This is a genomic window from Bacillus sp. PPSBB_11, assembly GCF_038023285.1.
GTDB lineage: Bacteria > Bacillota > Bacilli > Bacillales > Bacillaceae > Bacillus > Bacillus altitudinis.
This window is the reverse complement of sequence record NZ_CP150633.1, coordinates 3649114-3673771: the sequence shown is the minus strand read 5'-3', so window position 1 is coordinate 3673771 and position 24658 is coordinate 3649114. Positions and strand designations below refer to the sequence as shown.

Genomic DNA, 24658 nt, shown 5'->3' with positions numbered 1-24658 from the left:
AGCATCCCTGTAAGCTATTGTGAAAGAGTGGTTGTAAAAAAAAGGATATGAATTAGGGAGATGTCGATGATTGAATGCTCAAAGCCTGTGGAAACGGAATTTTACTTATCTATTTGTTTCTAAAATGTGTAAAATTACTGCTGATAGTTTATCTTTTAATACCATTTTGTGGCTTTTAGTGCTAGGGGGAAAGGGAGCAATTGGAACAGCATTTTTTATTGCCGTTAGTTTTGTCCCTCAAGCCATTATTGGGCCGTTTATTACCCCAATTATGAAGCCGCATCAATTGAAATTTTGGATGTGCTTTGCTGATTTAACTCGGGCGGCGATTATACTTGTGATTGTGGTGAGTTACTTTTATGATTTTTCTCCTTTGGCACTCATCATTGGCGGTATGTTGCTGCATTCAGCGACTGGTGGTTCCTATGAACCAGCTTCGGTGTCCATTATTCCAAAGCTTGTGCATGAAGATGTGATACAAAAGGCGAATGCAACCATTCAATCAGCCAGTCATGTGGTCAGGCTTGTGACTGTGACGATTTGTGGTGTCATGATTGCATTTGTAGGGGTAGGATATACAATGGTTGTGATTATTCCTCTTTACCTCATGTCCGCTTTACTGGTTTTGCTGATTACATATAAAACGGAAGCGATCATGGATAAAGGAAAAAAAGGATTATCATACGGAAAACGATTAATAAGGGGATTTTCACTTGTAAAAAGTCATCATATTTTGTTTCCATTAGCCATTTTTTGTGTCTGCTCCAATTTTGCTGCGGCACCGTGGGAGGCATTGTCGGTTATTTATTTAACAGAAGATTTACATAGTGGACCAGTAGTATATTCATTCATCAAAGTGACCACGGCATTAGGTGCATTTTTGATGGGATTCGTTTTAACAAAGGTGAAAGTGAATCGATACGGTCTGTTGTTTATCGGGGCAGGGATCGTTGATGGAATTGCATTTTTCATTACAGGGATGAATGCCTTATTACCACTTGTGTTTATATCTGCATTTGCCTTAGGTGCAGCCATCAGTGCAGTCAATGTACCTGAACATACGATGATTCAATTGTCAGTAAAAGCGGAGGATCAGCCGCAAGTGTATGCGATTATTAACATGATCTCGTATTTAATGATACCGTTAGGCGCTCTCATTGGTGGTTATATGGCGACGTTATTCGGTTCAGGTTATGTCATTGCAGCAGGAGGACTGATAGAGGCTATTTCAGGTATATGCTTGCTCCTTTTCACGAATATTGGGAAGGTAGAGAGAGCAGATTTGACGATAGAACGGGACAAACCAAGCTTAAACGCCACATGATCATGGCATTTTTGAATCACGATGGGTTACAATGAGAACGAGAAAGAAATAGGATATCATTGAAAGGAGCAAGAACCATGGCGATAGCAGATGTCACCATCATTCCAATAGGCACTGATACACCAAGCGTGAGTGCTTATGTAGCAGACGTACAAAGACTGTTAGAGGGCTTTCAACAAGAAGGGAAAATCAAATATCAGCTCACACCAATGAATACTTTAATTGAAGGGGAGCTATCCGTTTTATTTGAGGTCATTCAGCGTATTCATGAAGCTCCATTTGAAAAGGGTTTACACCGAGTAGCAACCAATATCCGCATAGATGACAGAAGAGATCAAACGACCACCCTTTCAAGCAAATTAGAAAGCGTGAATAAACATTTGAATCAATAGAAAAAGCCTGCTGATTGCAGGCTTTTAGCGTGTAGACAAACCCTCGCATTCGTTGTCAGTCCTGCGTGCTGGTGCTCACGAATATCAAATTCGCTCCGCGCCAGTACTCGTCCTTCCTAGACTGCAAAAGGTTTTCTATCACGCTAAAAAGAAGACAAAGGGCTAAAATAAAGTTCATTTTAGCCCTTTGTCAACAATCTGAAAGCCTGCTGATTGCAGGCTTTTAATGTGCAGTTGGATAACCGCTATAGATGATGGTCATGACGGTAAACCATCCAAAAACAAAAAATGTGGCGCCAGCGAAAGCAATGGCCAGTACGTTCACTTTTTTGAGTGAGCGATAGATGCCGAGAGCGGCTAAAATCGTGACTAGACCAAAAATAATGACGAGCATCATATGAAAGTCCCCCTTTGTCATCAATCCCCTTGATTTCCTTTCTTTTCATTTTAACCGTTTTCATAAAGCTTGTCGAGTACATTCAAGTTGACGATTGTTTGAATTTTTATTGAATAGCCTTCATAATAAAAAAGAATGAAAAAAGTAGTAGGTGATGAAAATGAATTGGAGAAGAATGCCGCTAGGTTATGTGCAAGCGAACGCATATATTTGGAAAAATGAACAGGGAGAATGTTTAATTTTTGATCCAGGCGGCGAAGCGCAAAAGCTAATTTCTTATGTGAAAGAAAAACAGCTGAAACCTCTTGCTGTCTTATTGACACATGCCCATTTTGATCATATTGGTGCAGCAGATGAGGTGCGTCAAGAATGGGGAATTCCGCTTTATGTCCATGAAAAGGAAAAAGAATGGCTGACAAATGCTCAGCTAAACGGTTCAGCTCGACTAATTGGTAACGGAATTACGGTCAAAGAAGCTGAACAATTGATTACGTCAGAAGGACCTCTTCAAATTGGATCGTTTACATTAGAAATGTTCCACACACCAGGTCATTCACCTGGCAGTGTGTCTTACTATTCAGCGGAAGAGGGATTTGTGATTTCTGGTGATACTTTATTCCAAGGCGGTATCGGGAGAACTGATTTAACGGGTGGTAATCAAGACGTGCTACTTCAATCGATACATGACAAATTGTTGTCATTGCCAGAATCAACTCTTGTGTTAAGTGGACATGGCGAGGAAACAACTGTGCTTACAGAACAGGAGCAAAATCCGTTTATCAATGGGTTTTCTTTATAATCGCACGCACGAAAAAAGCATCTCTTTCAAAGGAGATGCTTTTTTCTATTAATGTCCGGTACCGGGAACCATGATGAAAATCGAATAATATGTAAATCCGGCAAAGAAAATCGTCAAGTACGCTCCGAAAATGTAAATATACATTCTTTCGGATAAATTCAAGTAGGATAAAAATACAAAAAGAACGGTTTGACCGAAGAACAGCAAGGATGCATCTTTCATATGTCCTAAATAGAACATGACAGCAAAAATACCCGTCCAAAACCCAAGAACGCGGAACATGCGATTCATTTCTTTCCCTCCCCTTAAAAAACCCCTTTGATTCATATTATAGCTGATGATCACTTGTTATGTAAACATTTACATTTTTGACAACGTGTGAACATTCATTCTTTCGTTAGAAAAAATTTTTTTGAAAAAGTGATGAAAAAGTGTTTATGCCTAAATTTATGAGGGTACTTAGTCCATAAGAGAAAAGGTTAACGACCTAAGGAGGAAGACTAATGAGTGACATTACTTTTTATTCATACCCAAGCTGCACGTCTTGCCGCAAAACAAAACATTGGTTAAAGGCGAATCAAATTGATTTTAAAGAGCGTCACCTTTTCAGAGAAACGCCAACACTAGACGAATTGAAAAAAATCCTTTCCTTAACAACAGAAGGAATGGATGAAATTTTAGCTACTCGAAGCCAAGCTTTTAAAAGCTTAAATTTAAATATTAATGATTTAAAAGTAAATGAGGTACTTCAGCTTCTCATTGAAAAACCAAAGCTGCTCCGGAGACCTATTATCATTGATGGAAATAAATTAGTGGTCGGCTATAATCCAGGAGAACTCATGAAAATTTCAAAAAAGAAAGCGATTCATCAATCGGTTTCCTAATCAAAAACGAAGATCAGCTGAATGATGTTTCAGCCGTCTTCGTTTTTGTGCTGAACTGGGCTAGCTGGGTTCGAACCAACGATCACGGAGTCAAAGTCCATTGCCTTACCACTTGGCTATAGCCCAATATGAAACGTGTAATGCTATTGTTCACCATCTGCGGTCATTTATACATAAAAAGTTGGTTGTCACTAGTTGTAAGTGAAAAAGGAGCGAACGACAGAAATGAAAAATGAAAAATCTGAGCAATTATATGAATTTATTCTTAAAGAAGCCCCTGTCATGACCGAAGAATGGCTGAAAACAAGAACAGAAGAAGGCTCATTATATTCCAAACATGCTTCAGAGGAGACAGAAAAGAAGCTGAAAGAACAAAACACAGCATTTATTCAAACGATTGCAGCAACGTTAGTCACGCTATCAGATAAAGTAGAAGACCATCTAAAAAAGTGGTCAGTTGATATTGCCCGCGATCGAGCTGTTCATGAAGTACCTTTATATGAAATCATCGGACAATTTAAGGTGTTCCGCCACATTTTTTGTTCCAGAATTGAGACCTTTACACAACAAACGGAGCTTGAAGTGACACTCAAAGATGTGTGCGATTGGAATCAGCATTTTCACGCAACATTTGATGACATGATTGCACGTTTATCAGAAGAGTATGACCGCGTGACAATCAATCAGCTTAATGCACAAAGAGAAATGATTCAAGAGCTTAGTGCGCCTGTTATTCCAGTTTCAAAAGAGATCGGTATTTTGCCGCTAATTGGCGAAATTGATACGTACAGGGCGAAAATCATTTTGGAATCAGTACTAGAACAGGCATCTAGACTGCGTCTAACCCATTTATTTATTGATATATCTGGCGTTCCTGTTGTTGATACGATGGTTGCGTATCAGCTGTTTAAAGTGGTTGATAGTGCGAAGTTGCTAGGAATTGAGACGATTATATCAGGCATTCGACCAGAAATCGCTCAAACTGTAGTGAAACTCGGCATTGATTTCTCAAAAGTAAATACTGAACACAGCCTTGCAAAAGCTTTAGAAAAAAGAGGCTTTCGTATCTTTGAAGAGCAGCAAGAAGCAACGTGAACCAAAAAATGTTACTAGTAAAAGTAACGGGTACGTTGACAAGGAGAAACAAGATAATGAGCATATGAATGAGATGACCAATTCGCATACAGATTTGGTCACTTTTTTTATCCATAAATCAGACACGAAAGGATATTCTTTATCTTCAAATCAGTAACCTATTAAGGAGGATTAAATTTGGAGACACCTCCTTGTAACAGATCATCCATAATGAAAGAACAAAATGAAATAATGATGATCATCAAAAAAGAGGTGCCAGTAGCACTTCTTTTTTATTTTCTCCTCTGAACGGAACCCGTTGTTGTAAAAGTCAAATTTTTTGATATGTCTTTCTGTTATTTATAGATGAAATACACCTCAAATTGAACATTTTTAACCCTCTTCAGTCATGAAAATCATGAAATACGTTTTTGTCAGGCACGTTCCACCATCATACAATATGGTCACTGAAAGGAGTGAACACACTTGTATGGTATTGAATATTTGGGGCAAGAGCTGCTAGAAGAGGCGTGCCGCATGAGAGCATCTGATGTGCATATTGTTCCGAGAGAAAAGGAAGCTTCAGTCTCTTTTCGTGTAGACGCTGACCTCATTCAGCAGCGGATCATTGACAAAAAGAGCGGAGAGCGGCTCATTGCTCATTTCAAATTTTTATCTTCTATGGATATTGGTGAAAGAAGGAGACCACAAAATGGATCATTGGCTGTGATGTTAAGACGCGGTCAAGTGTTTGTTCGGCTTTCTACATTACCGACTGTAAATGATGAAAGTTTAGTGATTCGGATTTTACCGCAGGATCATGTGCCGAAAACAAAGTATTTGTCACTGTTCCCGAAGGCTTCAGCGAGATTATTATCGTTTCTGAATCATTCGCATGGGCTCATTTTATTTACTGGACCAACAAATTCAGGGAAAACGACAACACTTTATTCATTGATCCAGTTTGCCAAAAAACATTTTAATCGAAATATTATTACCCTTGAAGATCCTGTGGAAACAAGAAATGAAGAAGTGCTGCAGGTTCAAGTAAATGAAAAAGCTGGTATCACGTATGCGGCAGGTTTACGCGCTATTTTAAGACATGATCCAGATATGATTGTGCTTGGAGAAATAAGAGATGCGGAAACAGCGAGAACAGCTATTAGAGCAGCTTTGACAGGTCATTTAGTCATGAGCACACTGCACGCAAAGAATGCAAAAGGAGCTCTTTATCGAATGCTCGAATTTGGTGTGACGATGAATGAACTCGAACAAACAATGGTTGCCATTGCTGCTCAGCGGTTAATCGAACTCGCATGTCCATTTTGCGGCGAAACGTGTGAGCTTTATTGCAAACTAAATCGGCCAGTCAGACGAACAAATGTATTTGAATTGCTTTACGGAAAGGAGCTTGGTGAGTGTATCAAAGAGGCAAAAGGTGAATACGCTCATTCGTCATACGAAACACTGCAAAGATTAATTCGGAAAGGAGTGGCACTCGGCTATTTATCAAAAAGCACATATCATCGATGGGTTTATGAAGAAGCGAGCCTCTAAAGCCTGGTCTAAAAAAGAACAAGCTGAATTCTTATCGAAACTGGCTCAATTGATTCAAGCCGGATATACATTGGTTGATGCACTAACGATGGTGAATATTCAATTATCAAAAAAACAGCAACAGCGTTTAACGCCAGGCATTCAGTGGCTGCTTGAAGGGGAGCCTTTTTACGTTGTGCTTGAGCGACTTCATTTTCAGCGGGAAGCCGTCGCTATTCTTTGTTTTTCAGAGAAACATGGCAGCCTAGCGCGAGCTCTTGAACAAAGCGCCCGTTTTTTAGAGAGAAAAATTATGCAGATAGACACATTCAAGCGCATGTTACGATATCCAATTTTTCTTATGTTTACGGTTTTTGTTGTGCTCATCATTGTTCAGCAAATGATCGTCCCTCAATTTTCTTTATTATATTCATCTATGAATACAAGCATGTCATGGCTGATTCAAGGAATGTTTGGCCTCTTTCAATTCCTACACGCTTTGCTGCTCATGATCGGTTGTATATGTATCTGTCTTTTTGGATATTATGAGCTTTTTTTTAAGAAAAAATCGACCCTTGAGAAACTGAAAGTCATCAGCAGGCTGCCGGTGGTATTTAAAGGGGTGCAGCTGATGCATACGTATCTTTTTTCCCTTCAGCTAAGCGGACTTCTTCAAGCTGGGTTATCGATTTACGAAAGTTTGCAAGCTTTTAAACAGCAGACCTATTTACCCTTCCTTCAAGAAATGTCTGAACAAATGATAGGAGAGTTAAGAAAAGGTGAGAGTATGGAACATCAAATAAGCCGGTCTCCTTTTTTCGAAAGGCATTTTGCGGCTGTCATTAAGCATGGGGAAGCAAGTGGGATGCTAGCAAGAGAAATGTACACATATAGTCAATTTCTTTTAGAGAATGCAGAATTGAAAATTGAAAAATGGGTTTCATGGCTGCAGCCTGTCATCTATGGCTTAACAGCATTTCTTATACTCATTGTGTATTTATCTATTCTTTTACCAATGTATCAACTAATGGAACAAGTGTGAAAAGGAGGACTAAAGCATGAATGATAAAGGATTTACACTGTTAGAAATGTTAATTGTTATGCTTGTGATCTCCATTCTTTTATTGATCACCATTCCAAATATCACTCGGCATCATCAAAGCATTCAAGCAAAGGGCTGTGAAGGGCTGAAATCAATGGTGAGTACACAGGTAATGGCATATGAATTAGAGCATGACGGCAAGACGCCATCTTTAGCTGAATTAGAAAAAGAAGGCTATGTCAAAAAAGGATTAACTTGTCCAAATGGAAAAGCAATTTTCATTCAAAACGGCGATGTGAAAAATGAATAAATCGCTTTTCCAGGAGAAAGGATTTACACTCATTGAGCAGCTCTTGATCGTCATGATTTTCTCTATCTTATTATCGATAATAGGTGGAAAAGTGCCCAATGTATTAGAAAGTGCTGAAGCAAAAAAGCAAGTGAACTTGCTAAAACAAGATCTTCAATTGGCATCTTATACTGCATTTATTAAAAAAACACGAGTAACTGTTGAGTTTCACCCGCCCAATGTATCTTATCAAGTCATCGAGCAGAATAGTGAGCAGATCATTGCTTCTAATCCACATAAAAAAGGCACCATCAAGCAATCCACATTTCAAAAAGGCCTTCACTTTAATAAAAACGGACATCCAAATAGCGGCGGTTCTCTCATTGTTCAATTTGGCAGTCAAATATATAAACTCACGATTTACTTAGGGAGCGGGCGGATTCATGTTCAGCAACAATAAAGGATTTAGTACGTTTGAGATGCTCTTTTCTTGCCACCTCTTTCTATTTGCTGCTCTTGTGCTCGTGCCATCCTTTGAAAAACTGACAATAGGGAAAGAAGAATTAAGAGCCAAACTGGAAGCTTATCAAATTTTACATGAGTATATGAATAAAGCTTTTATAGAAGGTCAAAAGAAAACAAGTACAAAGAAACGAGGCGAGATCACATATGAATTTATTTGGGGTCAGGAGAAGGGATGTGTTTCATACAAAGTACAAAAAAAGAAGACGATTTGCTTTCGACATTTGGAGCGATGAACAAGGCTTTACACTCGCTCAAGCAATATGGCAATTGCAGCTATTTTTGCTGCTTTCTTTTGGCTGCATGCTGCTTTTATCAATTGTTGAAAAAGCTCATCCGTTTGCAGAAATCAATAAGTTTTCACAATTGGAGTGGAAACAAACGGTCCTGCAATTAGAGGAGGATCTAAATTGTGCTGTCGCTGTAAGAGCGGTGAAAAATGGAACAGCTCTGGAGTATATTTCAAGTCAAGGGCGAGTGGTGACGATTGAGCCGTATCAAGAGATGCTTCGTAAACGAACGGATCAGGCAGGTCATCTTCCTTTATTACAAAAGGTGAAACAATTCCATGTAAGAACAAAAGAGCAAACCACCACTCTCCAAGTCACAGATGTATTTGGTCAAGTACATGAAGCTGTTTTTTTCACTTACAAAGGAGTGATTCCTAAAACGTGAAAAGAGAAGACGGGTTTATTTATCCTCACGTACTTGCTGTCATTCTTTTATTTTTATTGATTCTAGGCTCAATGACCATTGGGTTTCAAAAAGAGTTGAAAAGTGCAGAGCTCACAATTTCTTTTTATCAAAAACAGCAGTTATTTCGAATGGGTCTAAATGAAGCCGCAAATAAATTAAATCGGATTTGTGATCAGCGATTGAGCCCAATTGTCACAGAAGAAGGCCGAGTGACATTGAAGCGAATTGGGTGCGATCACAGAAAAAAGATAGTCCGCCTCTTGGTTAACATCGAAACAAATGGTGGTGTAACTGACGAGCGGGAACTAGAGATGAATAAGGAGACAGGAGAAATCAATCAATGGATCAGCACTTATTAGCGAGTGTATAAAACGATACTCTTCTTGGTAACACTTTAAGGAAGAAGAGGTGAGTGTTCGATGAAGACAAATGATTATGTAAAATATATGACGCAGGAAATTATTAAATATATGAATACACCACGTGACGAGCGGAAAGAACATAAACAGGAAAAAATGGAGACGAAACCACCATTTTCTCAGCGTTTATTCGGTGTTCTGCCTTTTGGCTTTTCAATGATGCTAAAAAAACGTCAACGTCATCGACAAAAGTAAAAAGCCGCCAGCAGGCGGTTTTTTTAATGCCATTTTAGCTGTATTCTTCGACAACAATGACTTTATTGACCTTGTTCGAGTAAGGGTTATAGGAAATGGTGACATATACCCCAAATTCTTTGGCCTGATCTTTCAACGTAATATGATATTGCTTCACGGATTCTTTCTCTCGGTGCCGATCCCACACTTTTTGTTTGAATAAAACATGTGCTAACGGATACCGTTTTTTTGCTTCTTTGACTGCCCTTGTTTCCCATTGATCTGAGGCAGCAGTGATTCCTTTTGCCTCCGCTACATGGGCGCTTTGGATCAAAGGGCTTAACAGTAAACTGAGCATGATCATGATTCTTCCATAATTCAACTAACATCACCTCACCAATTATTATCCTGACCAAATCCTGCACTTTTATGTAAATTTTTAAGAAGTACAAATGTCACAGAAAAAAATATTGAATATGGCGAAAGAATGAGAAAATGGAAGAATTTTCTCGGTAATGTTCTTGTTTAAGAACAAAATGGACTAATTTGACGTTTTGGATTTTATAGGTAATTCCTTATACTGAGTGTAATCGTTCTTTTTAAAGAACAATTGTTCAAGGAGTTGAAAGATTCAATGAAACAGCCGCTCTTTGTACTATTTTGTGCTATTTGTTTGATTTTCACTTCTTTTTTTATTACGTCTACTAATGCTTCTTTTAACGATGTTGAGCATTCGAATTTTGTCATGAAAACATGTGAAAATTTCGAAGAGACAGATCAGCATTGCCAGCCGAAGAAATGGGATAGAAGCCATTTGAAACTGATCGATCAAACGATTATTGAGGGGACAGTCTGTGCGCCTCAAAAGTTGAGCATGTCACTAAAAAATATTGGACAACCCATCGCGCACTCTGAATGGAAGTGGGAACTACATAAAGTAGAGAGTGTTCAGATGCCATTACAAGATGGCCATGTTATTGAAAAAGGTGCTATACAGTCCCTCTCCTCAGAAGAAACGACGACTGTCACGTCAGTTAAAGCAAAAACAAATGGAATCTATGTGTTTAAAATCTATTATCCTAAAGGGTTTGGTGGTTCTGAAAAGCCATTCTTAACGTCTCAACATATGCAGCTTTCGAATTGTCAAGAAAAGGCGTCCTAAGTAGGGGGTGCCTGCTGAATGAAACATGATATGTAAAGGGGAGAAAGGTATGAAAAAGTGGATGAAAATGTCTGGGAGTATTCTTTACGCGCTGGTCTTCACGATGATGATTGTGTGTATTATTGTCGTGTTGTCATCAAGGACAACAGGCGGAGATCCTCAGATCTTTGGTTATGAGTTCAAGCAAGTATTATCTGGATCAATGGAACCGGAATTTTCGACTGGTTCATTGATTGTCGTGAAACATGTCACCTCACCTGAAACACTCAAAAAAGGGGATATTATTACGTTTCAAACGAAGCAAGACCAATCCTTTGTGACTCACCGCATTGTTGGGGTGAAAGGAAAAGGAGTAAATAAAGCCTTTGAGACAAAAGGAGACCACAATATGTATCAAGACGGCACGCTCGTCAAAGCGAATCAAGTGACTGCGCAGTATACGGGAGTGAACATTCCTTATGCAGGAAAGCTTCTTTCGTATGCAGGAACTTCTGCTGGGACCGCTCTTTTGCTCATTATTCCAGGGGTGATGCTGCTTGTTTATTCAACCATTCATTTTGTTGGTGCTGCCAAACATCGAAGACATACGGCTGAGTTACATATGTCAGAGGAACAAGCATAAATTTTCGTTTGTAACCTAAATCAGGTTTCAATAAAACAATTTATTAGGGGGTTCAATCATGGCAATGAAAAAATCAATTCGTTTAGGTGTTTTATCGGGAGCATTAGGTCTTGCTTTAATTGGAGGGGGAACATGGGCTGCATTTAATGATGTAGAGACGGCAAATGCAGTCTACTCTACAGGAGAGCTGAATCTATCTGCAAAAGAGAATTCCGGCGCCATCAACCTTGCGAACATAAAACCCGGTGACCGTATAAAGAAGGAATTTAATTTTGAAAATAAAGGGTCTCTTGCAATTAATCAAGTCCTGATGAGTCTTGATTACAGCCAATTTCAAGATGGAACATCAGCGAAAAATGGCGGGAAGAATACAGCTGAAGAATTCCTCAGCCAATTTCAGGTGAGTGTTCTAACGGTTGGAGCCGAAGGTGGGAATGGATACCCGAAAAATATTATTTTAGACCATGCAAACCTGCTTGACCTGCATCTATTAACGTCAAAGCAGGATCAGACCGCATTTGAAAAGCTTCGTCATGCCGTCGATGAGAAGTTTTTACATGAAAGTGGTAAAATTAATGTTGCCACCGTTGATGGATCAACAGCTCCAGAGTATGACGGCATTCCAAAGAATCCGTTTGATTACGATAAAATGGAAATGATCATTGAATTTGTCAATGACCAGACGAAGGATAAAGCGGGTAACTATATCCAAAATAAATACCAAGGCGATGCGATTCAAGTTGATCTTTCCTTCGAAGCGACTCAGTGGAATGGTTTAACGATCAATCCGAAAAAGCATACGGATGAAAAAGGCTACGTGAAAGAAAACGAAAAAGCACACAGCGAAGATAAAAAATAAAGTCAGTCTTTAGACTGATAACAAGATCTGCATAGCAATTGGAGGAGTATGCGCTAAAATATGCGCATTACTCCTCTTCTTGCTTTTTTTTCCAGATTTGATAATCTAAAAATTCACGAAATTGCTTTTTCGAAACCCCTGATGTCATTGCATCTCGAACTAGTTTTTCCCATTCACTATCTAATTGACCATCGTATTCGGTTTCATCATTTTCGTTTAACAGTGTATGAACCGAGACGTCCAGAACAGCGGAGACTTTTTCAAGAAATTGAATGGAGGGGTTTGTTTGCAAGTTTCTTTCTATTGAACTTAAATAAGACTTCGCTACCCCAGCCTTTTCGGCCAGTTCTGATAGTGAGTAGCCTTTTTCATTGCGGTATTGTTTAATACGCTGGCCAATCAATGTCATCACCTTCCTTTCGATATTATAGCACATTCAGAAAGGTTTGATAGAATGACTTCTTGCCATAGGGGGAGACTCAGAGGACTTTTCGCGTGATTTGAGAAAATGACGGACTTCTTCTACTGTTAGTCCTGCTTTGCGCGCTTCGCGTAATAATTGAACCCATTCACTGTCTAATAACTTCGTTTTCTTTTCCATACAAATACCCTCCTAAAATACTGAATCATGTATTTCAGGCACTTAACGCATGAAATGGAAAAACACAGGTGATAAGACCTCATAGATTGCTTGCGTCATGTTTCCGCCCAATACAAACAGACAAACGTTGCTTTTGATTGATCGAAAATTTGATATCACATGAAAGGGAGGGAGACATGCTAAGTCAGCCTCCTCTTTTTTGCTGTAAGTAAAAAAGTCCGCCATTTTCAATCGTAAGACTGATTTTTGGTTCGTATAAAGTTTTAAGTGCTTGTCTTTCTATTTCATATTCTACAGATGTGTCTGAAGTCCCTTCATAAAATTGGTTTAAAAGTTCCGAGTCTTCTTTCCACTTTTGAACAGCTCTTACCGCCCAATCATCCGGCTCTTCATTGGCATAACGTTCCATCAGGCTGTAAAGCCGTTTGACGCCGCTCTCTGGCTTAATCATCGTACTCATTGTAAAGCAATAATCAGGAATTTGAGACGATAGCTCACACGCTTCCAGCTTCTCTTGAAATTGTTCGATGACTTCTCCGCGTATTAGATGAAGTCCAAGAGACAGCAGTTTATCTTTTTTACGGTCTGCCAGATAGGATATTTTTACATTGAGACCAAGCCACGGCTCCAGTGCGATCTGGCTGTTTGTGAGCGGTCTGACTTTTTCGTACAGCCGAATAAAACGGCCTTGCTGTTTCACAACCTCGAATATTTGGAATAAACGAGGGGAGCCGAAGTGGACAAATTCTCCTTCGACCGAGTCATCAGCTTTTTTTTGATCGGTGATCAAAGTCAATTGCCGTGGCTCAGGTACGCCTCCCGTTTTTTCGAGCCAATGCCAATAAAAAGGACGGTTCATGATCAATTTATCCATTTCGATTGTCAGCTGTACGGTCATGTGCCCTGCACTTTCTTCAAGTATGTCGCATTGATTTGCCTGAAAGAAACGGAGAAGAAATGTGTGAATCTCGCGCTGCTCCATTGGTCAACTCTCCTTTATGAACCTTGCTGTCTTTCTTCTAAAAGCGGTGTTTGTGCTTCTGTTAAATAGGAAGCAAATTGGGTTAATTTCTTTTTCATGTCTACGTCAGACTCGTGCTGGAAGAGAATTTGATGCAATTCTGTTTCAGCATCTTGGATATCAATTCGGGTTAAAATATCATCTAGATCGCCAATGACGTTTTCAAACAGCTGAATTTTTTCATATAAAAGTTTTAAAATATGTTCTTCGACTGTCCCGCTTGTTGCCATATTGTAAATGTGGACATCCCGCTCTTGACCGAGCCGGTGAATACGTCCAATTCTTTGTTCCAAGCGCATTGGGTTCCACGGAAGGTCGTAGTTGATGATTTGGTTGCAAAATTGAAGGTTGATCCCCTCGCCGCCTGCTTCTGTTGCGATGAGCACTTGCGCCCGCTCTCTAAATAAATCTTTCATCCAGTCTTTTTTACTACGTTTAAACCCGCCTCGAAAAGGAACCGAACTGATGCCGTTTTGCTGGAGAAACCATTGCAAATAAATTTGTGTCGCACGGTATTCAGTGAAGATAATGACTTTTTCATTTAATTGCTGAATGAGTTTAACGACTTCAAGTGCTTTAGAATTTTGTTCTACCTGGTTGATTTTCTCCATGATTTGCATCATAGCAGAAGCGCCTAGAATGTGTTTTTCCTCTTCTTGCATTTTTTTGATGGTCATATAGACGGCCTCACGGCTCGAACAGCATTCTCGTTCTAAGGTCATAATTGAAAACATGTGCTTCGTATAGGAAGGGTTTTCTTTTAACTTACAAATTTCATCATATAATGCTTGTTCTGTTGGGGAGAAATCAATAGAAATTGTCTTCACATGACGCTTTGACCACTCGATGCCAGTGTCTTGTCTCCGGTTCCGAATCATGACTTTATTGACTAACTGTTTTAACCGGTCATGGTCTTCAAGTTGAAGATCTTTTTTGGCAAAGAGGTCTTTAAATTGTGTTTCATTACCTAAATGGCCTGGCTTCAACAGCGAGACGAGATTAAAAATTTCTCCTATCCGATTTTGGATAGGTGTGGCTGTGAGCAGTAGGCAGAACTTTTTATTCAAATTTCTCACAAACTCATAGTTTTTCGTTTTATTGTTTTTCAGTTTGTGTGCTTCATCAATAATGACCATATCGTAGGAGATGGATAAGATCGTGTCTCGATGCGGCTGTCTTTTGGCTGTATCAATTGAGGAAACCACAACATCGCACTGCTCCCACACATAGCTCTTCTTTTGCTCGACAGCATCTATGTAAAATTTCGTCCGCAGTTCTTGTACCCATTGGGACACAAGGGAGGCGGGTACGAGAATGAGAATCTTTTTGGCAAGTCCGCGAATCATGTATTCTTTGATAATCAGTCCTGCTTCAACGGTTTTTCCAAGACCCACTTCATCTGCTAAAATGGCTTTCCCATTCATCTCTTCTACGACTCTTCTAGCGACTTCGAGCTGGTGTTTTAAAGGAGTAAATGCAGGCAGGTGCGCAGGTGCTTGCAGTCCTTCAAATGAATCAATGGCTGTCACTTTTTGTACCTGTGCTGCTAAACGGTACATATCCCAATTCGCCCAGGGACCGTCTGCTGTAAGCCGCTTTTGAAATTCACTTGCCCATTTTTGATCAAATATCGTTTGAATATTCAATGTGACCGCCTGCCTTTCTGGTAGAGTGATGATAAAATCGTTCTGTTTTTAAACGCTTCATTTTTTGATAGCGATTTAAAAGATGTTATATATCAATAAAAGCGAACGATAATGAATGATTATTTTAAAAATGTTAATGATTTTTCTGTTGCTCTTCATCCATTTCTAATGGTAGGATGTTGGTAAGTGATCTAGAGAATAAGTCACCCATTTTGATAGTATGTCCAATAAAGGTGAAGAATATGAGCGGATGATGGTATGGGGAGAGACCTAGCGGTTATTTTGCACTGACAGGCGCCGAAGGAGCAAGCTGAATTGGTTCAGTGAATCTCTCAGGCAAAAGTACTCTTACCGGACGCAACTCTGGAGAGTGTTTGCGCAGCGATTTTTAGCAAACCACCAAAGGGGAAAACGCACAATGATGTTGTGCTGTAAACTTTCAGGTGCAAGGACAGAGACTTCTTTTTGATAAAAGGGAGCGCTCTGTCCTTTTTTGCTGTGATTTTTTTCTGAAAATTCAGCTTGTGATGTGCACTGTAAGAAAAAAGGGGGAAACGATTGATGTTGAAACGAACACCGCTTTTTCATGCGTATGAAACGTTTGGCGCAAAAACCATTGACTTCGGGGGCTGGGAATTACCTGTCCAATTTTCTTCCATTAAAGAAGAACATGAAGCTGTTCGAACAAAAGCAGGGCTGTTTGACGTGTCTCACATGGGTGAGGTGGAAGTCACAGGTCAGGGAGCCCTTCCTTTTTTACAAAGGTTATTAACCAATGATCTGTCAAAGCTGACAGACGGTAAGGCACTATATACAGCCATGTGTTATGAAGATGGCGGAACGGTGGATGATCTGCTCGTCTACCAAAAAGAAAAGAACAACTATTTACTTGTGATCAATGCTTCAAATATTGAAAAAGATGTGGATTGGCTGCTTAAACATCAAGGTGAGGAAGACGTTTCGATTAAAAATGTCTCTGATCAAACCGCCTTGTTAGCCCTTCAAGGACCTCTTGCTGATGACATCATCAAAGATGTTGCGGATGAAGAGGTAACGTCATTGAAGCCATTTACGTTTTTATCAAAAGCAATCATTGCGCAAAAAGAGGTGCTTGTATCAAGAACCGGCTACACAGGAGAAGATGGCTTTGAAATCTACTGCCAGTCAGAAGATGCTGTTCACCTTTGGACCGCTTTATTAGAAGCCGGACAGCCGAAAGGACTGATCCCATGTGGACTCGGTGCACGTGACACCTTAAGATTTGAAGCAAGACTCCCGCTTTATGGCCAAGAGCTCACGAAGGATATTTCTCCTTTAGAAGGCGGCATTGGTTTTGCTGTTAAAACGGATAAAGAAGCAGATTTTATCGGAAAAGATGCACTTAAAAAACAAAAAGAAGAAGGACCAAAGCGAAAGCTTGTCGGGATTGAAATGATAGATAAGGGGATTCCGCGGACAGACTATCCAGTCTTCTCAGGAGATAAGCAGATTGGTTTAGTCACAACCGGTACACAATCTCCAACATTAAAGAAAAATATTGGGCTTGCCTTGATTGAAACATCAGAGGCGCAGCTTGGGACAGAAGTGGAAGTGCAAGTTCGCAAAAAACGTCTAAAAGCCAAAATTGTCGCCACACCATTTTATAAAAGAGCCAAATAACGAGGAGGAATAGAGGATGAAGCACAGGTATTTGCCGCAAACAGAGCAAGATCAAAAAGAAATGCTGGATGTCATCGGTGTTCAGTCAATTGATGAGCTTTTCTCAGATATCCCAGAGAAAGTCAGATTCAAAGGTGCGTACAACATTAAAGAAGCCGCATCAGAAACAGAGCTAGTGCGGGAATTGTCTCGTCTTGCTGCAAAAAATAAAGATACAGTGGCCTATGCCTCGTTTTTAGGTGCTGGTGTGTATGATCATTACCAGCCTGTGATTGTCGACCATGTGATTTCACGTTCTGAATTTTATACAGCGTACACACCTTATCAGCCTGAAATTTCTCAAGGTGAATTGCAAGCAATCTTTGAATTTCAAACAATGATTGCTGAGCTGACCGGTATGGATCTTGCCAACTCCTCGATGTATGATGGCGGAACGGCATTAGCTGAAGCGGCGATGCTGGCTGCAGGACATACAAAGAAGAAAAAGGTTGTGGTCTCTGAAACGGTTCATCCTGAATCAAGAGCGGTGCTGAAAACATATGCGAAAGGACAGCATATTGAAGTCGTCGAGGTACCTGCGCGAAAAGGTCAGACCGATCTAGCTGCATTAGAAGAAGCTGTCTGCGAGGAAACAGCAGCGGTCCTTGTACAATACCCAAACTTCTTCGGTGTTGTTGAACCGTTAAAAGACATTGAACCGATTGCACATAAAGGGAAAAGTTTATTCATCGTCTCAAGCAACCCGCTTGCACTTGGTTTACTGACACCTCCAGGAAAGCTTGGGGCAGATATTGTCGTTGGTGATGCGCAGCCATTTGGCATTCCAGCTGCATTTGGCGGACCTCATTGTGGATATTTTGCTGTGACGAAAAAATTAATGCGGAAAGTGCCGGGGCGTTTAGTCGGGCAAACAGAAGACGAGAACGGTGTGCGAGGATTTGTGCTGACCCTTCAAGCGCGCGAGCAGCATATCCGAAGAGACAAAGCGACTTCAAATATTTGTTCGAACCAAGCATTAAATGCGTTAGCCGCTTCTGTTGCGATGACGGCGCTTGGGAAAACAGGTATCAAAGACATTGCCTATCAAAACGTACAAAAGGCCCATTATGCCAAGACGCAGGCAGAAAAACATGGGTTACAGGCTGAAATAGAGGGCGCTCATTTTAATGAATTTGTGTTGAAACTGAATGAACCTGTGAAAGAAGCGAATGAGCGATTGCTTGAAAAAGGAATCATCGGTGGATATGACTTGGGACGGGATTATCCAGAGCTTCAGCAGCATATGCTTGTCGCTGTGACAGAACTAAGAACAAAAGAAGAAATTGATACGTTCATCAAGGAATTGGGGGATCGTCATGAATAAACAAGATCAGCCGCTTATTTTTGAATTATCCAAAGAAGGAAGAATTGGTTACAGCCTGCCTGATTTAGACGTACCTGAGGAGAAGCTCCCAGATTTATTTGATGAAGCGTATATCCGCCATGAAGATGCGGAGCTGCCAGAGGTTTCTGAACTGGATATTATGCGTCACTACACAGCATTATCTAGGCGTAATCACGGGGTCGATTCTGGCTTTTATCCTCTAGGCTCTTGTACGATGAAATATAATCCAAAGATTAACGAAAAGGTGGCACGTCTTGCAGGCTTCTCGCATGTGCATCCACTTCAAGAGGCAGACACTGTGCAAGGTGCATTGGAGTTGCTTTATGATTTAGGTGACCATTTAGAAGAAATTACAGGAATGGACGCCGTGACATTACAGCCTGCGGCAGGAGCACATGGCGAATGGACGGGGCTCATGATGATTCGTGCATACCATGAAGCAAGAGGAGATCTTAAACGAACAAAAGTCATCGTGCCTGATTCTGCTCATGGAACAAATCCCGCATCTGCAACCGTAGCTGGATTTGAAACGATTACGGTGGCATCTAATGAACATGGGCTTGTCGATTTAGACGACCTGCGCCGTGTTGTCAATGAAGAAACGGCGGCTCTCATGCTCACAAATCCAAATACACTTGGCCTTTTTGAAGAAAATATTTTAGAAATGGCTGAAATCGTCCACGGAGCAGGCGGGAAGCTCTATTATGATGGAGCGAACTTAAATGCCGTATTAAGCAGAGCAAGACCGGGGGATATGGGATTTGATGTGGTTCACTTAAATCTTCATAAAACCTTTACAGGTCCACACGGAGGAGGAGGCCCTGGTTCAGGTCCAGTTGGCGTGAAAAAGGATTTGATTCCATATTTGCCAAAGCCAGTGCTTGTGAAGAAAGAAGGTCGTTATTTCTTTGATTACGATCGTCCAGAATCCATCGGCCGTGTGAAACCGTTCTATGGGAACTTTGGTATCAATGTCAGAGCGTATGCGTATATCCGCTCTATGGGACCAGACGGCTTAAAGGCTGTAACTGATCATGCGGTGTTGAATGCAAACTATATGATGCGCCGCTTATGTGCTCATTATGATTTGCCATTTGACCGCCACTGTAAGCATGAATTTGTCCTTTCAGGTAAACGTCAAAAGAAACTAGGTGTGCGGACACTGGATATTGCCAAACGATTACTTGATTTTGGCTATCATCCGCCAACGATTTACTTCCCGCTCAATGTAGAGGAATGTATCATGATTGAACCAACTGAAACAGAATCAAAAGAAACCCTTGATGCATTTATTGAAGCGATGATTCAAATTGCAAAAGAAGCGGAAGAGAACCCAGAAATCGTACAGGAAGCACCACATACAACCGTTGTGAAACGAATGGATGAAACAAAGGCTGCACGGAATCCAGTGCTGGTTTTTGAAAGAAAATAAAAAGACTCATGGGGGGCAATAGCTCCCAGAGTCTTTTTTGTTAGTTCTTTGTTTTAATGCGGCCGCCCCATTTTTTAAAGCCGCCCTTTAAATTATAAATCTCACGACAGCCATTTTTACGTAACGTTTGAGCAGCCTTTCCGCTTCTCAAATTATTTTGGCAATAGAGATAAACAGGCTTGTCAGGGCGTATTTCATTTTTGCGCTGCTTTAATTGTGAAAGGGGAATGTTTCTTGCGCCTAAAATATGTCCACCTTCAAACTCATTTGGTTCTCTCACATCAATGAGTTGGGCTTTGCGGTAACCTTTGATAAATTCTGCTTCCGTCAGCGTTTTCATAATGCGCTGCTGATAAATGTAACTGCCGATGGAATAAAGAACGAAAAGTCCACAAAGTGAGAGGACGATATAGTTGAATATTGGCAATACGACTCGACTCCTTCTTGAGCATCAGCACAGTCACCTGTCTGATGGTACGTTTTAGACAAATACTATTATAGTAAAGCAAAAGAAACTTGTCATCATAAATGGTAAGAATTATTTTCAATTCCTTCCCTATTTGATAGACTGATGAAGAGAGAAAATCGGTGGTCACCACCGTCATCTAACGTTGACTACGTAAAAGAGAAGGGATTTTATATGCAAAAAGAGAAATGGTGTTTCATTGATACAGGAAACCAAGACCCTGCCTTTAACATGGCAATGGACGAAGCCTTGCTTTATTGGCATAGCGAGAAGCTGATCCCGCCTGTGATCCGTTTTTATGGTTGGAATCCAGCGACATTATCTGTTGGATATTTTCAACATGTTGAAAAAGAAATCAACATGGAAGCGGTTGAGCGCTATGGTCTTGGATTTGTTCGCAGGCCTACAGGAGGCCGCGGCGTTCTTCATGATCAGGAATTGACCTACAGTGTCATCGTGTCAGAAGAGCACCCAGAGATGCCGGCGACGGTGACAGAGGCATACCGCGTCATTTCAGAAGGGATTTTAGAGGGCTTTAAAGAACTGGGACTCGATGCGTATTTTGCTATTCCTCGTACAGAAAAAGAAAAAGAAAGCTTAAAAAATCCAAGATCGTCTGTATGTTTTGATGCGCCTTCATGGTACGAGCTTGTTGTAGAAGGCAGAAAAGTAGCAGGCAGTGCGCAAACAAGACAAAAAGGTGTGATCCTCCAGCATGGCTCGATTTTAATTGATCTTGATGAGGATAAATTGTTTGATTTATTTCTTTATCCAAACGATCGGGTGAGAGAGCGGATGCAGCGCAGCTTTAAAAACAAAGCGGTGGCGATCAATGAAATTTCAGATCGAACATGTACGATAGACGATGCGCGTGTTGCATTTAAACGAGGGTTTGAAAAAGGATTAAATATCGAGCTTGTGCCTTATGAGCTGACAGATGAAGAGTTGGCATTTGTTCATCACCTCGCCAAAACGAAATACGCCACAGATGATTGGAATTACAAGCGTTAAGACGAAGGACTCTTCTTGTTTTTTAATGAGCGATGGTGTAGAATTGTTATGATTATTAAGTAAAGGTGCATTTTGGAGGGGTTTTATGACTACACCTAGTATGGAAGATTATATTGAACAAATTTATATGCTGATAGAAGAAAAAGGATATGCAAGAGTATCTGATATTGCAGAAGCCCTCGCTGTCCATCCCTCCTCTGTAACAAAAATGGTTCAGAAGCTAGATAAAGATGAATACCTCATTTATGAGAAATATCGTGGTCTAATTTTAACCCCGAAAGGCAAAAAAATTGGAAAACGTCTCGTATACAGACATGAACTGCTAGAGCAATTTTTAAGAATCATTGGTGTAGATGAAGAGAAAATTTATGATGATGTAGAAGGTATTGAGCATCATCTCAGCTGGAACAGCATTGACCGTATTGGCGACCTCGTCCAATTCTTTGAAGAAAACGATGAGCGATCTGTTCAGCTGAAAGCGATTCAAAAGAAAAATGAACAAACAAATCAAGAATCTTAAGAAAAAGGACACCTGGCGATGGGTGTCCTTTTAAATTGTTGACAAAGGGGTAAAATGTACTTTATTTTAGCTCTTTGTCTTCTTTTCAGCGTGAAAGAAAACCTTTGCAGTCTAGGAAGGACGAGCATCGGAGCGGAGCGAATTTGACATTCGTAAGCACCGGAGCGCAGGACTGACACCGAATGCGATGGTTTGTCTACACGCTGAAAGGACACCTGGCGAAGGGTGTCCTTTTTGAATATAGTTCTAATGAAAGGCAATTGCTCCTACACTATTAATAGTGTGACAGAAAAGGGGGCTCCTTGATGAAGATAGATGGTGTGTTCTCAGGTGGAGGCATTAAGGGTGCAGCACTTGCAGGCGCCTATGAAGCGCTTGAAGCAAGAGGGTTTCAATTTGTCCGTCTCGCTGGAACAAGTGCGGGAGCGATCATTGCTTCACTCATCGCAGCGGGTTTTACGAGTCAGGAGATTCGGGAGCTGTTAGACGAAATGGATGAGCATCAATTGCTTGATCGAAGGTGTCAATTCATCCCGTTTAAAATGCTCAGGTGGGTGTCTATTTATTGGCGTCTTGGCCTTTACAAAGGTGACCGTCTAGAAAAATGGCTGACAGACGTGTTAAAACGAAAAGGCGTCACCGTATTCGGGGATCTGAAAAAAGATACGCTCAAAATCGTCGCTTCTGATTTAACAAATGGCAAAATCCTTGTCCTTCCAGATGACCTTCCTTCCTATGGATTAAATCCAGAACGGTTTTCTGTTGCCAGAGCCATTCGGATGAGCTGCAGTCTGCCGTATTTTTTCGAACCTGTCAAACTGAGGTCTTCAAAAGGAATTTGTACCATAGTGGATGGCGGCGTGCTCAGCAACTTTCCGATTTGGCTTTTTGCTGAAGAGAAAAAAAGACCGTTTGTCGGTGTCACATTAACCCCAAACGAAAAAGAACGCCCTCAACATTCCATCCGCAATGCGTTTGAACTGTTTGGCGCTCTATTTGAAACGATGCGTGGTGCTCATGACGAAAGACATATTGCCACAAAACACGAACGTCATATTATTTTTATTCCTGTAGAACACGTCATTGCCACTGATTTTCAGCTGATGACAGAAAAGAAAAGGGCGCTCGTCGATCTAGGCAGACAGAAGGCCGAGCAATTTTTAAAGAGCTGGACATTTTAAAATAAGGCGCGATTTTTCTTTTTGTTTTTCTTGCCTTCAATGACTGTCAAATGTGTTTGGCTTTTCTTTTTGAGAAGGACGGGCTTCGACTTGTGGTCAGTCGGCACGCTTCGCAAATGAGTGACCCGGTTTTTCATCTGGCTTTTCGTTTTTGGTTTAGGCTGCTGGTAGCGACGTTTTGATTGTTTGACTGCTTTACGATAAAGATTTCCTTCTGTTCCAGTTCTTCGATTCATCAGCCATCTAAATAAGAAAAATAGAACCGCTCCAACGATCACAACTGATAGCAGCATTGTAAAGAGTCTGCTTGGATTCGTTGTGAGTAAATACACAAATCCCAAAACACCTAAAGCGAAAATAATGGTAAAAGCAGGATGTACTCGGCGATTCATAACTGTCCACCTCCGAAAGAATTTACCGGATTTATAAACTAGATCACTTGATGAGCAGAATCTGATGCTTGTTTCGCAGATGCTTCCTCTAAACGAAGAAGTTCATTAAAACTTGCAATGGCTACCTCGACTTGATCATCAGAGGGTTCTTTTGTTGTGAGCAATTGCAGCCAAAGGCCAGGATAGCCAAGCACTTTAAGCACTGGCACGTCACGGAGTTTGTTTGTGAGCTGAAGCACTTCAAATGAAATGCCCAGAACAACCGGAATAAGCGCCAAGCGATTCAGAACTCTCACCCATAAAGGATCTGTCGGTACGAGTAAATAGACGAACATGCCGACAATGACAGTGAATAAAATAAAGCTGCTGCCGCATCGATAATGCAGGCGAGATTGGCTTTGGACATTTTCCACTGTGATGTCAAGATTCTGTTCATAGCAGTTTATGACTTTATGTTCTGCCCCATGATATTGAAATACCCTTTTAATTAAAGGGGTCATGGAAATAAAGTAAATATAGCCTAATAACAGGATCAATTTAAAGAATGTTTCCACTGCAATTTGTGCGAAGTTTCCAGAAAACACCGGACGCACAAGTTCAGCTAAAAAGACAGGCACTAAAGTAAAGACAAATTTACTAAAAAGAAGAGAGAGAACTCCGATCACAGCAATGCCAAAGATCATTGATAATTTCGAGCTTTTTTGTTCTTTTTCAAGAGAATGATCTTCAGAAGGATCTAAGTCATAGCGCTCGCTGGAGAAGTTTAAGTGCTTACTGCCGTTTGCGCTTGCTTCAACAAGTGCAGCAACACCCCTGACAAAAGGGATTTTCTTAAGAAAGGCGGTTCGTTTATTGGAGGTCCGGGGAAGCTTTAAAAACTCAATCGACTCATCCTTACGCCGAATCGCTGTCACATAGTTCATTTTACCTCCGAACATGACACCTTCCACAACTGCCTGCCCTCCATATGCTGGAGGTTTTGTTTGATTGGACATATTTCATCAACCTGCCTGTTTCCTGTAATTTACATGCATTTCCTTATACCTTTATTGTACAGGAAAAGAGGGGAAATCACTAGCTCACAGGTCGATTATCTACTAGAATTCTATCTACCTCTTTTTAGCCAGTATACCCTGTTATAAAAATTTTACACT

Annotated in this window: 32 protein-coding genes, 1 tRNA gene and 1 riboswitch; of the genes, 22 read left to right on the top strand and 11 right to left on the bottom strand. The window is 40.6% G+C overall.

Translation table 11 applies throughout. The annotated features are described in order from the left end of the window. The first annotated feature begins 70 nt into the window (after positions 1 to 70). Positions 71 to 1324, top strand: coding sequence for an MFS transporter (locus V7L95_RS18135; RefSeq protein WP_340967658.1), 1254 nt, complete (start codon positions 71 to 73; stop codon positions 1322 to 1324). 77 nt (positions 1325 to 1401) lie between these two features. Beyond that, positions 1402 to 1716, top strand: coding sequence for an MTH1187 family thiamine-binding protein (locus V7L95_RS18130; RefSeq protein ID WP_008342314.1), 315 nt, complete (start codon positions 1402 to 1404; stop codon positions 1714 to 1716). Positions 1717 to 1939: 223 nt separating this feature from the next. On the opposite strand, the gene V7L95_RS18125 is transcribed toward V7L95_RS18130, so the two are convergent. After that, positions 1940 to 2113 (bottom strand): DUF2759 domain-containing protein, encoded by a 174-nt coding sequence (locus V7L95_RS18125; RefSeq protein ID WP_017357990.1) that lies wholly within the window; start codon positions 2111 to 2113, stop codon positions 1940 to 1942. 160 nt (positions 2114 to 2273) lie between these two features. Here V7L95_RS18125 and V7L95_RS18120 point away from each other — a divergent pair, with 160 nt between their 5' ends. Next, entirely contained in the window at positions 2274 to 2912 is a 639-nt protein-coding gene (locus tag V7L95_RS18120; RefSeq protein ID WP_017357989.1) for an MBL fold metallo-hydrolase, read from the top strand. 48 nt (positions 2913 to 2960) lie between these two features. Here V7L95_RS18120 and V7L95_RS18115 read toward each other — a convergent pair whose 3' ends face one another. Continuing rightward, positions 2961 to 3203, bottom strand: coding sequence for a DUF2626 domain-containing protein (locus V7L95_RS18115; protein WP_003217440.1), 243 nt, complete (start codon positions 3201 to 3203; stop codon positions 2961 to 2963). A gap of 212 nt (positions 3204 to 3415) precedes the next feature. Between V7L95_RS18115 and V7L95_RS18110 the strand changes: the two genes are divergently transcribed. Beyond that, entirely contained in the window at positions 3416 to 3796 is a 381-nt protein-coding gene (locus V7L95_RS18110) for a Spx/MgsR family RNA polymerase-binding regulatory protein (RefSeq protein WP_007501232.1), read from the top strand. Between the two features lie 55 nt (positions 3797 to 3851). Here V7L95_RS18110 and V7L95_RS18105 read toward each other — a convergent pair. Continuing rightward, a tRNA-Gln gene (locus tag V7L95_RS18105) sits at positions 3852 to 3922 on the bottom strand. A gap of 99 nt (positions 3923 to 4021) precedes the next feature. On the opposite strand from V7L95_RS18105, the gene V7L95_RS18100 reads away from it, so the two are divergent. The 9 genes from V7L95_RS18100 (at position 4022) to V7L95_RS18060 (ending at position 9569) form a co-directional block, all read left to right on the top strand. Continuing rightward, complete coding sequence (locus V7L95_RS18100) at positions 4022 to 4891, top strand: STAS domain-containing protein (protein ID WP_007501231.1); 870 nt, start codon at positions 4022 to 4024, stop codon at positions 4889 to 4891. A 465-nt stretch (positions 4892 to 5356) separates the two neighbouring features. Next, on the top strand, positions 5357 to 6427 hold the full coding sequence (gene comGA, locus V7L95_RS18095; protein WP_017357987.1) for a competence type IV pilus ATPase ComGA: 1071 nt from the start codon (positions 5357 to 5359) through the stop codon (positions 6425 to 6427). Next, positions 6408 to 7448, top strand: a complete 1041-nt coding sequence (gene comGB, locus V7L95_RS18090) for a competence type IV pilus assembly protein ComGB (protein ID WP_017357986.1) — start codon at positions 6408 to 6410, stop codon at positions 7446 to 7448. The genes comGA and comGB overlap by 20 nt, the downstream gene beginning before the upstream one ends. A gap of 16 nt (positions 7449 to 7464) precedes the next feature. Continuing rightward, positions 7465 to 7758, top strand: a complete 294-nt coding sequence (comGC, locus tag V7L95_RS18085; RefSeq protein ID WP_008342186.1) for a competence type IV pilus major pilin ComGC — start codon at positions 7465 to 7467, stop codon at positions 7756 to 7758. Beyond that, on the top strand, positions 7751 to 8197 hold the full coding sequence (comGD, locus tag V7L95_RS18080) for a competence type IV pilus minor pilin ComGD (RefSeq protein ID WP_017357985.1): 447 nt from the start codon (positions 7751 to 7753) through the stop codon (positions 8195 to 8197). The genes comGC and comGD overlap by 8 nt, the downstream gene beginning before the upstream one ends. Then, complete coding sequence (gene comGE / locus V7L95_RS18075) at positions 8181 to 8495, top strand: competence type IV pilus minor pilin ComGE (RefSeq protein ID WP_017357984.1); 315 nt, start codon at positions 8181 to 8183, stop codon at positions 8493 to 8495. Before comGD ends, comGE begins: the two co-directional genes overlap by 17 nt. Then, positions 8437 to 8934: a competence type IV pilus minor pilin ComGF gene (gene comGF / locus V7L95_RS18070; RefSeq protein ID WP_017357983.1), complete on the top strand. Its 498-nt coding sequence runs from the start codon at positions 8437 to 8439 to the stop codon at positions 8932 to 8934. The genes comGE and comGF overlap by 59 nt, the downstream gene beginning before the upstream one ends. Further along, positions 8931 to 9314, top strand: a complete 384-nt coding sequence (comGG, locus tag V7L95_RS18065; RefSeq protein ID WP_017357982.1) for a competence type IV pilus minor pilin ComGG — start codon at positions 8931 to 8933, stop codon at positions 9312 to 9314. Before comGF ends, comGG begins: the two co-directional genes overlap by 4 nt. Before the next feature lie 60 nt (positions 9315 to 9374). Beyond that, the gene (locus V7L95_RS18060; protein ID WP_008342191.1) at positions 9375 to 9569 is read left to right on the top strand and encodes a YqzE family protein; all 195 of its coding nucleotides are present in this window, start codon (positions 9375 to 9377) and stop codon (positions 9567 to 9569) included. 34 nt (positions 9570 to 9603) lie between these two features. Here the strand turns inward: V7L95_RS18060 and V7L95_RS18055 are convergent, their stop codons facing one another. Further along, complete coding sequence (locus V7L95_RS18055; RefSeq protein WP_017357981.1) at positions 9604 to 9930, bottom strand: DUF3889 domain-containing protein; 327 nt, start codon at positions 9928 to 9930, stop codon at positions 9604 to 9606. 252 nt (positions 9931 to 10182) lie between these two features. Here V7L95_RS18055 and tapA point away from each other — a divergent pair, with 252 nt between their 5' ends. From tapA to V7L95_RS18040, 3 genes are read left to right on the top strand one after another with little or no spacing between them, the layout of a single operon-like run. Beyond that, entirely contained in the window at positions 10183 to 10710 is a 528-nt protein-coding gene (gene tapA / locus V7L95_RS18050) for an amyloid fiber anchoring/assembly protein TapA (RefSeq protein ID WP_017357980.1), read from the top strand. Between the two features lie 49 nt (positions 10711 to 10759). Continuing rightward, on the top strand, positions 10760 to 11332 hold the full coding sequence (locus tag V7L95_RS18045; protein ID WP_017357979.1) for a signal peptidase I: 573 nt from the start codon (positions 10760 to 10762) through the stop codon (positions 11330 to 11332). A gap of 58 nt (positions 11333 to 11390) precedes the next feature. Then, on the top strand, positions 11391 to 12191 hold the full coding sequence (locus tag V7L95_RS18040) for a TasA family protein (RefSeq protein WP_008342195.1): 801 nt from the start codon (positions 11391 to 11393) through the stop codon (positions 12189 to 12191). A gap of 67 nt (positions 12192 to 12258) precedes the next feature. On the opposite strand, the gene V7L95_RS18035 is transcribed toward V7L95_RS18040, so the two are convergent. The 4 genes from V7L95_RS18035 to V7L95_RS18020 all read right to left on the bottom strand — a co-directional run bounded on the left by V7L95_RS18035 (position 12259) and on the right by V7L95_RS18020 (position 15459). Continuing rightward, entirely contained in the window at positions 12259 to 12594 is a 336-nt protein-coding gene (locus V7L95_RS18035; protein ID WP_017357978.1) for a helix-turn-helix domain-containing protein, read from the bottom strand. Between the two features lie 33 nt (positions 12595 to 12627). Then, positions 12628 to 12792, bottom strand: a complete 165-nt coding sequence (locus tag V7L95_RS18030) for an anti-repressor SinI family protein (RefSeq protein WP_008342197.1) — start codon at positions 12790 to 12792, stop codon at positions 12628 to 12630. A gap of 184 nt (positions 12793 to 12976) precedes the next feature. After that, positions 12977 to 13774 carry a YqhG family protein gene (locus tag V7L95_RS18025; protein WP_017357977.1) on the bottom strand — a complete coding sequence of 266 codons (798 nt, stop codon included), beginning with the start codon at positions 13772 to 13774 and terminating at the stop codon, positions 12977 to 12979. Positions 13775 to 13788: 14 nt separating this feature from the next. After that, positions 13789 to 15459, bottom strand: coding sequence for an SNF2-related protein (locus V7L95_RS18020; protein WP_017357976.1), 1671 nt, complete (start codon positions 15457 to 15459; stop codon positions 13789 to 13791). A 250-nt stretch (positions 15460 to 15709) separates the two neighbouring features. After that, a riboswitch (glycine riboswitch) is annotated at positions 15710 to 15817 on the top strand. Between the two features lie 203 nt (positions 15818 to 16020). Between V7L95_RS18020 and gcvT the strand changes: the two genes are divergently transcribed. The 3 genes from gcvT to gcvPB are packed head-to-tail and all read left to right on the top strand — an operon-like array spanning position 16021 to position 19934. Continuing rightward, a complete protein-coding gene (gene gcvT / locus V7L95_RS18015) occupies positions 16021 to 17118 on the top strand; it encodes a glycine cleavage system aminomethyltransferase GcvT (RefSeq protein ID WP_035390798.1) in 1098 nt (365 codons plus the stop codon). 16 nt (positions 17119 to 17134) lie between these two features. Then, complete coding sequence (gene gcvPA / locus V7L95_RS18010) at positions 17135 to 18481, top strand: aminomethyl-transferring glycine dehydrogenase subunit GcvPA (protein WP_025207616.1); 1347 nt, start codon at positions 17135 to 17137, stop codon at positions 18479 to 18481. Further along, the gene (gene gcvPB / locus V7L95_RS18005) at positions 18474 to 19934 is read left to right on the top strand and encodes an aminomethyl-transferring glycine dehydrogenase subunit GcvPB (protein WP_039166001.1); all 1461 of its coding nucleotides are present in this window, start codon (positions 18474 to 18476) and stop codon (positions 19932 to 19934) included. Before gcvPA ends, gcvPB begins: the two co-directional genes overlap by 8 nt. Positions 19935 to 19974: 40 nt before the next feature. On the opposite strand, the gene V7L95_RS18000 is transcribed toward gcvPB, so the two are convergent. Then, positions 19975 to 20355, bottom strand: a complete 381-nt coding sequence (locus tag V7L95_RS18000; protein ID WP_024718853.1) for a rhodanese-like domain-containing protein — start codon at positions 20353 to 20355, stop codon at positions 19975 to 19977. Positions 20356 to 20574: 219 nt separating this feature from the next. Between V7L95_RS18000 and V7L95_RS17995 the strand changes: the two genes are divergently transcribed. The 3 genes from V7L95_RS17995 (at position 20575) to V7L95_RS17985 (ending at position 23112) form a co-directional block, all read left to right on the top strand. After that, entirely contained in the window at positions 20575 to 21411 is an 837-nt protein-coding gene (locus tag V7L95_RS17995; protein ID WP_017357972.1) for a biotin/lipoate A/B protein ligase family protein, read from the top strand. Between the two features lie 85 nt (positions 21412 to 21496). Then, the gene (mntR, locus tag V7L95_RS17990; protein WP_003215946.1) at positions 21497 to 21931 is read left to right on the top strand and encodes a transcriptional regulator MntR; all 435 of its coding nucleotides are present in this window, start codon (positions 21497 to 21499) and stop codon (positions 21929 to 21931) included. Positions 21932 to 22236: 305 nt separating this feature from the next. Continuing rightward, positions 22237 to 23112 (top strand): patatin-like phospholipase family protein, encoded by an 876-nt coding sequence (locus V7L95_RS17985; RefSeq protein WP_079920609.1) that lies wholly within the window; start codon positions 22237 to 22239, stop codon positions 23110 to 23112. Here the strand turns inward: V7L95_RS17985 and V7L95_RS17980 are convergent. Beyond that, positions 23109 to 23504 carry an SA1362 family protein gene (locus tag V7L95_RS17980; RefSeq protein WP_007501201.1) on the bottom strand — a complete coding sequence of 132 codons (396 nt, stop codon included), beginning with the start codon at positions 23502 to 23504 and terminating at the stop codon, positions 23109 to 23111. The two genes, V7L95_RS17985 and V7L95_RS17980, sit on opposite strands and share 4 nt — an antisense overlap. A gap of 38 nt (positions 23505 to 23542) precedes the next feature. Further along, positions 23543 to 24499: a DUF1385 domain-containing protein gene (locus V7L95_RS17975; RefSeq protein ID WP_017357970.1), complete on the bottom strand. Its 957-nt coding sequence runs from the start codon at positions 24497 to 24499 to the stop codon at positions 23543 to 23545. Between the last annotated feature and the right edge of the window lie 159 nt (positions 24500 to 24658).